The 7,430-nt window shown below is 68.3% G+C and carries 8 protein-coding genes and 1 pseudogene; 5 read left to right on the plus strand and 4 right to left on the minus strand.

What is annotated here, in order from left to right; genetic code table 11:
* Window positions 1-8: 8 nt before the first annotated feature.
* Entirely contained in the window at window positions 9-1,010 is a 1,002-nt protein-coding gene (locus tag JF542_RS11965) for a P1 family peptidase (RefSeq protein WP_207076004.1), read from the plus strand.
* On the opposite strand, the gene JF542_RS11970 is transcribed toward JF542_RS11965, so the two are convergent.
* Together JF542_RS11970 and JF542_RS11975 are read right to left on the minus strand one after the other, a co-directional pair.
* The gene (locus JF542_RS11970) at window positions 1,007-1,798 is read right to left on the minus strand and encodes an SseB family protein (protein WP_207076005.1); all 792 of its coding nucleotides are present in this window, start codon (window positions 1,796-1,798) and stop codon (window positions 1,007-1,009) included. The genes JF542_RS11965 and JF542_RS11970 overlap by 4 nt on opposite strands.
* Window positions 1,795-2,391, minus strand: coding sequence for a uracil-DNA glycosylase family protein (locus JF542_RS11975; RefSeq protein ID WP_207076006.1), 597 nt, complete (start codon window positions 2,389-2,391; stop codon window positions 1,795-1,797). Before JF542_RS11975 ends, JF542_RS11970 begins: the two co-directional genes overlap by 4 nt.
* A gap of 105 nt (window positions 2,392-2,496) precedes the next feature.
* Here JF542_RS11975 and JF542_RS11980 point away from each other — a divergent pair, with 105 nt between their 5' ends.
* From JF542_RS11980 to JF542_RS11995, 4 genes are all read left to right on the plus strand, one after another.
* Window positions 2,497-2,847, plus strand: coding sequence for an ArsR/SmtB family transcription factor (locus JF542_RS11980; protein ID WP_040544333.1), 351 nt, complete (start codon window positions 2,497-2,499; stop codon window positions 2,845-2,847).
* Window positions 2,840-3,862 (plus strand): permease, encoded by a 1,023-nt coding sequence (locus JF542_RS11985; protein ID WP_007793707.1) that lies wholly within the window; start codon window positions 2,840-2,842, stop codon window positions 3,860-3,862. Before JF542_RS11980 ends, JF542_RS11985 begins: the two co-directional genes overlap by 8 nt.
* 200 nt (window positions 3,863-4,062) lie before the next feature.
* Entirely contained in the window at window positions 4,063-4,722 is a 660-nt protein-coding gene (locus JF542_RS11990) for an ABC transporter ATP-binding protein (protein ID WP_007793709.1), read from the plus strand.
* Window positions 4,700-6,502 (plus strand): KpsE/RkpR family capsule polysaccharide export protein, encoded by a 1,803-nt coding sequence (locus JF542_RS11995; protein ID WP_207076007.1) that lies wholly within the window; start codon window positions 4,700-4,702, stop codon window positions 6,500-6,502. The genes JF542_RS11990 and JF542_RS11995 overlap by 23 nt, the downstream gene beginning before the upstream one ends.
* 79 nt (window positions 6,503-6,581) lie before the next feature.
* Here JF542_RS11995 and JF542_RS12000 read toward each other — a convergent pair whose 3' ends face one another.
* Window positions 6,582-7,148, minus strand: a complete 567-nt coding sequence (locus JF542_RS12000) for an NADPH-dependent FMN reductase (RefSeq protein ID WP_207076008.1) — start codon at window positions 7,146-7,148, stop codon at window positions 6,582-6,584.
* A 173-nt stretch (window positions 7,149-7,321) separates the two neighbouring features.
* Window positions 7,322-7,430 (minus strand): annotated as a pseudogene (locus tag JF542_RS12005) (electron transfer flavoprotein subunit alpha/FixB family protein); the annotation flags it as partial.

A 7,430-nucleotide genomic window follows, 5' to 3' on the forward strand; every position in this document is an offset into this window, starting at 1 on the left:
AGAATGCGATGCGACCGGGACCGAGAAACCTGATCACCGATGTGGAGGGGCTGCATGTCGGCCACGCCGAGGATGCGGGCCTGAAGTCGGGTGTCAGCGTGGTCACTGCGGAGGCGCCCTTCGTGGCCTCGGTGGCGGTGATGGGCGGGGCACCCGGCACGCGGGAAACCGATCTGCTGGCGCCGGACAAGTCGGCGCCGGGGGTGGATGCTCTGGTGCTCTCCGGTGGCAGTGCTTTCGGGCTGGCGGCGGCGCAAGGGGTGATGGATGCGCTGCACGAGGCCGGGCGCGGCTTCGAGGTGCTCTCGGCGCGGGTGCCGCTGGTGCCGGCGGCGATCCTCTTCGATCTGCTCAATGGTGGCGACAAGGCGTGGGCCGAGAACCCCTACCCGGGGCTGGGGCGCAAAGCGTTGGCGGCGGCGGGGGAGAACTTTGGGCTTGGCAGTGTCGGGGCGGGCTGCGGCGCGCAGACCGCGATGCACAAGGGCGGGCTCGGCTCGGCGAGCCTGGTGCTCGACGATGGCATCACCGTGGGCGCGCTGGTGGCGGTGAACCCGCTGGGCAGCGTCACCACGCCCTCGGGGCGGCATTTCTGGGCCGCGCCGCACGAGATGGGCGGCGAGTTCGGGGCGCTGGGTGTGGACCCGGCGAGCGGCGTGGCGCTACCGCAGAGCCGCAAGAGTGCCGCGATGGCGGCGCAGGGCAACACCACCATCGCGGTGGTGGCGACCGATGCGGCCCTCGACAAGGCGCAGTGTCACCGCGTGGCGGTGGCGGCGCATGACGGCATCGCGCGGGCCATCGTGCCGGCGCACACGCCGATGGATGGCGACCTGGTGTTCTCGGCCGCGACGGGGCGCCGCGCGCTGGAGGCGCCGGCGCTGCAGCTGGCTCAGATCGGCCACGCCGCAAGCCTCTGCCTTGCCCGCGCCATCGCCCGCGCGGTCTGGGAGGCGACACCGGCGCCGGGCGACACCTTGCCGACGCTGCGCGCGGAGCTAAGGCTCTAGCGCAGGATCGGCGGGCTGTCGGGATCGGAGCCGGGCGCGGCGCGCTCGGCGCGCTGGGGTTCGTGCAGCTCGGGCAGGTCGAAGCGCAGCCCGACCCGCGCCAGCAGCGCCGCCAGCGGCTCGGCGTCGCGCACGAAGCTCACGTCCAGTGACCCGGCCTCGATGCCGGAGAACACCAGCGCCTCGTTGACCGCGCGGGCCAGCGCGTCCTCGGCGCCGGGGGTGGCACCGGCGAAGGCCAGCAGGTGGCTGCGGCTGCCATCGGCATAGCGCACGCCGGCGAGCCAGGCGCAGCGCGCAAGTCCCGCGGCGGTGGCGAGCTTGGTATCGAGCGCGGTGATCAGCACTTCGGGCAGGCCGCCTGGCGCGGTGACCTCTTCGATCCCGGCTTCGGCCTCCTGCGGGCCGTGGCCCAGCGTCTCGGAGAGCCAGTCCACCGCTTGCGGCGGCAGCAGGATCGAGGACGGCGCGACCTCGAGATTGACCGCGAGCCCGATGCCCTGACCGGTCAGCATCGCGGCCACGTTGCGCCCCGAGAGCGCGGCATAGGGGACAGGCTGGCCGACAAATTGCGACAGGCGTTCCTCGCGGTCGAAGACCAGCACGAAGCTGGCATCGGCGAGCTCGAACAGTTCGGGCTCGATCTGATCGCCCTCGGCCTCCTTGGTCAGCAGGAGGAACAGCTCGCTGTCGGCGAGCCGTTCGTAGAAGCGCAGGCGCGCGGCATCGTCCAGCGGCGCGGCCTCCATCGCCGCATGGGCGGCGTCGAGCGGGGTTGTTTCGGTCATTCCATCACCTCGCGGACACGGGCGCGCAGAACGGGCAGCAGCTCGTCCTCGAACCACGGGTTGCGTTTCAACCATGCCGTATTGCGCCAGGACGGATGCGGCAAGGGGATAGCGTCGGGAAGATGGTCGCGCCAGTTGCGCACCGTCTCGGTGACGCCGGTCTTCACGCCCAGATGGTAGCGATGGGCGTAGCCGCCGATATAGAGCCGCAGACGGACCTCGCCGAGTGCCGCGAACAGGCGGTCATGCCAGGTGTGGCGGCAGATCGGCGGCGGCGGCAGGTCGGAGCCCTGTGCGTCGTAGCCCGGAAAGCAGAAGGCCATCGGCATGATGGCGACGCGGGAGCGGTCCCAGAAGGTGGCGTCATCAAGCCCGAGCCATGCCCGCAGCCGGACGCCCGACGGGTCGTCGAAGGGACGCGCGGCGTTGTGGGCGCGCATCCCCGGCGCCTGGCTGGCGATCAGGAGCCGCGCGCCGGGGGCGAACCACACCACCGGGCGCGGAGAGTGCCGGGTGGCGGTGGCGGCAAAACGCTCGGCGCAGAGTCGGCAGCGCGACAGTTCGTCTGCGAGGGCGGTAAGGGGCTCGGTCATGCCCCAGAGCTAGGGCGCGGGCGGCCGGGATGCCAGCCCCTCTATATTTCTAGGAATGTCGAAATAACGTTTGCCCGACTCGCTTATTTCAATAATTCTAGAAGTATGAAAAATGAGACATCCCCGACCCACACCCAGGAGATGGCGCTTGAAGTCGCCGCCTCGAAATTCGCGGCACTCGGTTCCGAGCAGCGGCTCAACGTCCTCAAGGTGCTGGTGCGCTCCGGGCCCGCGGGGCTCAGCATCGGTGAGCTTGGCCAGCGCGCCGGGGTTACCGGCTCCACGCTCACCCATCACCTGCGCATCCTGACCCAGGCCGGGCTGGTGCAGCAGGCCCGCGAAGGGCGCAGTATCATCTGCGCCGCCGCCGCCTATGACGAGGTGCGTGCGCTGTCGGATTTCCTTCTCACCCAATGCTGCGCGGATTGCGGCGACACGGAGCACGACCATGGCTGATACCACCACCCCCACTAGCCGCCTGCCAAAGATCGACAAGGCCTGGGCCGCAAGCGCCGCGGTTCTTGCGGGCGTCGCGCTGGCAGAGCCGGCGCAGCTCTGGCCCACCATCGGCTTCGCGGTCGAGGCGCTTCTGGGCACCGCGCCATTCATCCTCTTCGCAGTGCTTGCGGTGGCCTATGTGAAGGCCGCCGGGGCCGAGACGCTGCTGTCGCGCGCCTTCGAGGGGCGCGAGACCCGGATGATCGTGCTGGCCGCGCTGCTGGGCGGGCTCTCGCCCTTCTGTTCCTGCCAGGTGATCCCGTTCATCGCAGCGCTTCTGGCAGTGGGCGCACCGCTGAGTGCCGTGATGGCGTTCTGGCTGGCGTCACCGCTGATGGACCCGGCGATGTTCCTGATCACCTCGGGTACGCTGGGCTGGGATTTCGCCATCGGCAAGACGTTGGCGGCGGTGGGCATCGGCCTCTTGGGCGGTGTCGGGACGATGATGCTCAAGAACAGCCCGGTCTTTGCCGATCCGCTGCGCGAGAAGCCGCAGGTCGGCGGCTGCTGCGGTGTGAAAAAGCCGTTCCAGGGCAAGCCGGTCTGGCGCTTCTGGGGCGAGGCCGAGCGCCGCGAGACCTTCCGTACCGAGGCCGTGACGAACTTTGTCTTCCTGCTCAAGTGGCTGCTGCTGGCCTACCTGCTCGAAGCGGTGATGCTGCGCCACATCCCCGCCGAGATGATCGCGAACCTGCTTGGCGGTACGGGGCTGTGGCCGGTGCTGCTCGGGGCCTTCGTCGGGGCGCCGGCCTATCTCAACGGCTACGCCGCGGTGCCGCTGGTCGACGCGCTGCTGACGCAGGGCATGGCCCCGGGGGCGGCGATGAGCTTCGTGGTGGCCGGCGGCGTGAGCTGCATCCCTGCCGCGGTCGCGGTCTGGGCGCTGGTCAAGCCGCGGGTCTTCGCGGCCTATCTCGGCTACGCCATCCTGGGCGCGATGATCGCCGGGCTGCTCTGGGGCGCCTACGCCTGAGGCTGGGCCGACACTGCCGCAGGGCCGTGCCCACATGGCATGGTTGAGACGGTCTTAATCGCGAACAATCCACGCGCTATCTTGGCGGTGGATTGTTCTTTGTTTCCCATTCGGGCCATAATATCACCTGAATTCGCACCTAAGACATGCTTAATGCGCCAACGGTAGAAAGAGTGGCGCCGGTGAGCCGAGGCACGGTGATGTTAGAGTTCGATATGGTCAGCAAGTCCTTCTGGACCGGCGTGCAGCGCAAGGTGATCCTTGACCGCGTGTCGTTCCGGGTCGAGCTGGGCCAGTCTCTCGGCATCCTGGCCCCCAACGGCACCGGCAAGACCACGCTCATCCGCATGATGGCCGGTCTCGAGAAGCCCGACGAGGGCGAGATCCGCCAGAACTGCCGGGTGTCGTTCCCACTGGGCTTCATGGGCGGTGTCGTCTCGAAGATCTCGGCCCGCGAGAACGCCCGCTTCATCGCGCGCATGTACGGCATCGATCCCGACTACGTCGAGAGCTTCTGCCGCTGGCTCTGCGGGCTGGGCGAGTATTTCGACCAGCCGATCGGCACCTATTCCAGCGGCATGCGGTCGCGGTTCACCTTTTCGCTGATGCTGGCCCTCGACTTCGACATCTACCTGATCGACGAAGGCATGCCGAATTCGACCGATGTCGAGTTCAACCGCAAGGCCGGCGACATCCTTGCCGAACGGCTGCGCACCACGACGATCATCATCGTCTCGCACCAGCCGCAGATCCTCGAGAAGTTCGCGCGCAAAGCAGCCGTGCTGATGGACGGCAAGCTGCACATGTTTGAAACCTTGGAAGAAGCGAAGCAGCTCTATGACTACGAAACCCAAGGCTAGAAAGTTCCGCGTCCGCCGCAGCGCCCCCGTCTCCCACGCACCAGAGGAGGCCAGCGCCCCGCAGGTCCCGCCGCAGCCGCGCAGCGAGCAGCCGAGCCGGGCCGCTGCAGCGCCGGCGGCGAAGCCGACGCAACCCGCGCGGGCCTCTGCCGCGAAGCCGGCACAGGCACAGGGACAGGCGTCGTCCGCGCCCGGCGAGACGCCGCGGCAGCGCCCGCAATTCGCGCCCTCGCAAGAAGCCGCCAAGGCCCGCGCAGGCGAGGTCAGCTCGGCGGCGCAGGTCGCGGGCGAAGTCGACATGGATGCGATCCGCCGCGAGGGGCTGACCGGGCGCCAGCTGCGCATGGCGCGGCGGGTGGCGCAGAAGCACGGGCTCGCTCCGACCTCGGATTTCGACGCGGTGCGCCTGCTGCGGGCCCGCGGCATCGACCCGTTCCAGCGCGCCAACATGCTCGAGCTCGTGGTGCCGGAGGCCGGTGGCGCAGGCGGGGCAGGGGCGGTGCCGCCCGGTGCCGCAGCACCCGGTCAGCCGCCCGCGCAACGGCCGGATGGCAAGGTGCAGCTGCCGCAGACCGTGCCCGCCGGCGGCAACAAGATCCAGCTGCCCTCGACCGAGACCGCCAGCCCGGCCGAACGCCGCGCCGCCGAGATCTCCAAGATCCAGCAGGAGCTTGCCGCGCGCCGTCGCAAGCGGCTCATGCTGCTGCTGACCCGGCTGGCCTTCTTCGTCCTGCTGCCGACGCTGATCGCGGGCTACTATTTCTACGTCGTCGCCACGCCGATGTATGCCACGAAGTCGGAATTCCTCATCCTCAAGGCCGAGAACTCCGGTTCCTCGATGGGCAGCCTGTTCTCCGGCACCCAGTTCGCCACCAATCAGGACGCCATCGCGGTGCAGAGCTATCTGCTCTCGAAGGACGCCATGCTGCGGCTCGATGGGGACGAGGGCTTCAAGGCGCATTACGAGCAGGACTGGATCGACCCGATCCAGCGGCTCGATCCCGGCGCCTCGAACGAGGAGGCCTACAAGCTCTACAAGCGCAATATCGAGATCGGCTACGATCCGACCGAAGGCGTTTTGAAGATGGAGATCATGGCCGCCGATCCCGAGACCGCCGCCCAGTTCAGCCGCGCGCTGATCGGCTACGCCGAGGAGCGGGTCGACAACCTGTCGCTGCGCAAGCGGTCGAACGCGGTGACCGATGCCGAGGAGGGACTCGCCGAGGCCGAGCAGGCCCGCGCCGCGGCGCAGGAGAAACTGGTGCGGATGCAGCAGGAAGGCGCGGTGATCGACCCCGAGGGCCGCATCGCCGCCCTGCGCAGCCAGATCAACAATATCGAGATCCAGTTGCAGGAGAAGAAGCTCGCGCTGCAGGCCCAGCTCGACAACGCCCGTCCCAACTCGGCGCGCGTACAGGGCGCCGAGGGAGAGGTCCGCCGGCTCGAGAACCTGCTGGCCGAGCTCAATGCCGACATGACCACCGCCACTACGGGCGAGAACTCGCTGGCCGAGATCGCGGTGCAGGTGCAGCTTGCCGAGGCCGATCTGGCGACCCGTGACCTGATGCTGCAATCCGCGCTGGAGCGTCTCGAGCAGGCGCGCCGCGATGCCGACAGCCAGGCGCGCTACCTGACGACCTCGGTGGTGCCTGTGGCCTCCGAGGATCCGAGCTATCCGCGCAGCTTCGAGAACACCATCCTCGCCTTCCTGATCTTCTCGGGCATCTACCTGATGATCTCGCTCACCGCCTCGATCCTGCGCGAGCAGGTGTCTAGCTGAGCCGAAGCCGAGGGTCAGGCAAACGAAACGGGCGCCGGAGGGATCCGGCGCCCGTTCCATGTCGAGACGATGTCGAGGCTCAGCCGCGGGCCGGCTTGAGCGCCTCGGCCCAGACGTGAAGCTCGTCGAGGAGGCCGGCGGCGCCCTTCTGCACTTCCTCGTTCGGGGTCAGGGTCTGCTCTTCGGTGATGTCGCCGAAGACCATCGGGATCGGCACAACCTGCTTGAGCGGCATGACGTTCATGTTGGCCAGCAGGGCACGCAGCTCCTGCGCACCGCGCATGCCGCCCGAGATGCCGCCATAGGAGACGACGCCGGCGGGCTTGCGGGCCCATTCCAGAACCAGAGCCTGGATCGCGTTCACGATCGAGGCGGGCGGGAAGTAGTTGTATTCCGGGGTCACGAAGAGGAACGCGTCGGCATCCCCGATGGCGGCGCTCCATTTCTTGGTGTGCTCGTGCTGGTAGTCCTGCATCGCCGGGTGGTTCGGCTCGTCGAGCAGCGGCAGGTCGAAGGAGGCAAGGTCGACGATCTCGACATCGAACTTGCCGTGGGCCTTGGCTTGGTCGGCGGTCCAGTTGCTGATGATCGGACCGATGCGGCCCGGGCGCGTGCTTGCGGTGATGATCTTGAGCTTGAGTGCCATGGTGTCAGTCCTTTCCAGCATGGGATTTGACTGGATAGCTAACACTTCGCTGCGCCGCGGCAACGGCCGCGATTGCACAGCCGCCCTGCATGGTTGCACGGGCTCCCGCAAAACACTGCAACGAAAAAGGCCCGCCGTTTCCGGCGGGCCTTTCGCTGTCTCTGGCGCGGGGCTCAGACCTTTTCGGTCAGCGCCGGCACCGCTTCGAAGAGGTCCGCCACGAGGCCGAAATCGGCGACCTGGAAGATCGGCGCCTCTTCGTCCTTGTTGATCGCGACGATG

Source organism: Salipiger bermudensis (assembly GCF_017309175.1).
Lineage (GTDB): Bacteria > Pseudomonadota > Alphaproteobacteria > Rhodobacterales > Rhodobacteraceae > Salipiger > Salipiger bermudensis.